We start from the raw sequence: 2,886 nt of genomic DNA, 5'->3' as shown, positions 1-2,886 counted from the left end.
CGAGCTGCGCCTGGGTGGCGCGGATCTCGTCCGCCAGGTTCTGGGCGTGCTGGGTCCGAAGATCGATGATGGAGATCTCGGCCCGGCTCACCTCCTGCTGCGCTCGAAGCAGGCTCGTCTCGCTGCGCAGCCGCTCGCCCTCGAGCTTGGTGATCTCGCGCTCCATCTCGCGGATCTCGCGCCCGGTGACGACGCCGCCGATCGTCGCCACCTCGTCGCGCAGCGAGTCGATCTGAGCCTTCACGTTATCGAGCAACCCGGCCTGCGCCGGAACCTCGGTCTGAAGGTTGGTCCGGAGCTGCTCCAGCGCCGCCATATGGGTCTTGTGCGAGTCCTGCCGGGCGGCAAAGATCGCGCGCTCCTGCTCGATCAGCCGCGCCACGGCCGGTTCGCCGGCGCGGGGCGCGAGCTCCGGCGGAGCCTCGAAGGCACCGGCGTCGGCGAGCTCCGCCCGCAGCCGAGCCAGGCGCGCCACCGCGGCATCGCGCTGCAGCAGCAGGACGTCGATGTCGCCGAGCCCGGAGATCACCGCGCGGGTGCCGCCCTCGCCGCGGCTGCTCAGCCCGCCGGCCAGGCTCAGCGCCTTCAGCAGCGTCAGCCCCGGACGATAGGGGTAGGCCCCGGGTTCCTCGACCGAGCCGACGATATAGAACGGGCGGTACTCGACGATCTCGACCGCGACCGTCGGCTGCCCGCCGAGGCCCATGCGTTGCGCGAGCCGGTCGGCGATGAGAGCGGCGAGCTGGTCGCGCGTGGCGCCCGCCGCCGCGACCGGCCCCACGAGCGGCAGCGAGAGCTCGCCCGCCTCCCCGACGGTATATTCGTCGTTCAGGGCCTCCCAGCCGAACACCTCGTCCAGCGAGGCGCGCCACTCGAACACCTTCAGACGGATCTTGTCCTCGGGCCCGAGCCGGTACTCGGGCGCGGCCACCGCCGGCGCCGCCAGCAGCAGGGCGGCGAGCAGCAACAGCACGGTGGCGCAGCCGGAGCGTGAAAGCATTCGGGCGCGTCCCGCCACATCTGAACCCGTCACCTGCCTCGCTCCGAACCATCCCCGGACAGGCGAGGATAGGCCGACCCCCGGCGTGCCGGACCGCCCCCCAAAGGAGCGCCCGCCCCGCCGGAAGGCGCGAGCGTCCGCCGTCGGTGCGGGGGTCCGCCGCCTTATGGAGGATGGCGGCCGTCGCCGGGCAGGCTTCCTGAACGCGGTGGGGCTGCCGATGCTGGGATGCTTGCGCGGCCCGATCAGCGGGCAGCGCACGGAGGAGCAGGATGTCTCGGCCTCAATCGGCGACCGTCATGGCCGCACAAGACGAGCCCGCAGCCCTGTCGGCGCTGCAGGACGCCAGGGTCGCGATCGTCCACGACTGGTGCCCGGACTTCCGCGGCGGCGAACGGGTCCTCGCCCGGCTTTGCCGGCTGTTCCCCGGCGCCGACGTCTTCACGCTCTTCGATTTCCTCGATCCCGACGTGAAGGCCCGGCATTTCCCCGGCAAGATCTTCCGAACCTCCCCGCTGAACCGCCTGCCGGGCGTCCGCCGCTACTACCGCCACCTCTTCGCCCTCTGCCCCTTCTTCATCGAGCAGTTCGACGTGACCGGGTACGACCTGGTCCTCTCCTCCTCCTCGGCCTTCGCGCGCGGCGTGCTCACGCGCCCCGATCAGCCGCATGTCTGCTACGTGCACAGCCCGGCCCGCTATGCCTGGGACGAGCAGTTCACCTACCTCGACCAGGCCGGCCTCGGCTTCGGGCCGAAGGGGCTGCTCTACCGCTACATGCTGCACGGGCTCAGGACCTGGGACGTCCGGACCGCGCACGGCCCGGACCTGATGGCCGCCAACTCCGAGTACGTGCGGGCCAGGATCCGCCGGATCTACGGCCGCGACGCCCTCGTGATCCACCCGCCGGTCGACGTCGAGGAGATGCCGTTCACCCCGCGGAAGGGCGACTATTATGTCGCCGCGAGCTTCCTGGCACCCTACAAGCGCACGGACCTCGTGCTCCGCGCCTTCAGGGAGATGCCCGATCGCAAACTCCTTGTGGTCGGCGAGGGCCAGCAGTCCGCCGCGCTCCGCGCCCTCGCCGCGCCGAACATCACCTTCACCGGCTATCTCGAGCGGCAGCAATATGTCGACGCCGTGCGCAACGCCAAGGCCATGGTCTTCGCCGGCTGCGAGGACTTCGGCATCGCTCTGGCGGAGGCACAGGCCTCCGGCACGCCGCTGATCGCCTTCGCCCAGGGCGGCGCCCGCGACATCGTCCGGCCGCTCGGCAGCGAGCATCCCACCGGCGTGCTGTTCCCGCGGCAGTCGGCAGAGGCGATTCGCGACGCGGTCGAGACGTTCGAGCACAATATGGCGGGAATCACCCCCTCGGCATGCCGCCAGAACGCACAGCGATTCTCCACCGAGCGGTTCGATCGCGAGGTCCTCGCCGCGGTGGCGCAGGCGCTCGCCGTTCGCGCGAGAGACCTGGCCGGCGCCCCCGCCCCGCTGCGCGGCGATCCCGTCCGGGTCGCCTCCTGACCGGCATCGGGTCCGCTCGTGGCGGATCGCTCCATCGGGGCGACTTCAGCGGAAGACCCGCAGGAGATGGCGGCAACCGCACCGCAAGAAGCTCTCGCTTCGGTTGACGCCGGCGAAGCCCCTCGCCGCGACAGTTCATTGCGAGCTCACGCGAGATCGACATGCCGCTGCTTGGGCGAATGGGCGACAGGAAGGCGATTCACCTTGATTTATTGCATCTGGCGCTTTTCCAGTACTAATCGCCTTATAGATGCGTCAGATACAACCTAGCCGCTCACAGTACCCGCAACACTCGCAAACCGCCAGCCGCTCGCCATTTACCTACTCACTAAGCATTATCTTTAGTAGCTTGTTGTTAGT

The 2,886-nt window shown here is 69.7% G+C and carries 2 protein-coding genes; one reads left to right on the top strand and one right to left on the bottom strand.

The window, feature by feature from the left end:
• Positions 1–1,000 (bottom strand): polysaccharide biosynthesis/export family protein (locus Q0112_RS08490; RefSeq protein WP_297973920.1); only part of this gene is annotated, 1,000 nt, incomplete at its 3' end.
• Between the two features lie 272 nt (positions 1,001–1,272).
• Here Q0112_RS08490 and Q0112_RS08485 point away from each other — a divergent pair.
• Positions 1,273–2,526, top strand: a complete 1,254-nt coding sequence (locus Q0112_RS08485) for a glycosyltransferase (protein ID WP_297973917.1) — start codon at positions 1,273–1,275, stop codon at positions 2,524–2,526.
• Positions 2,527–2,886: the final 360 nt, after the last annotated feature.

Source organism: uncultured Amaricoccus sp. (assembly GCF_937858865.1).
GTDB lineage: Bacteria > Pseudomonadota > Alphaproteobacteria > Rhodobacterales > Rhodobacteraceae > Amaricoccus.
Note: the sequence above shows the minus strand (reverse complement) of the source record. Positions and strands in the feature narration are given on the sequence as shown.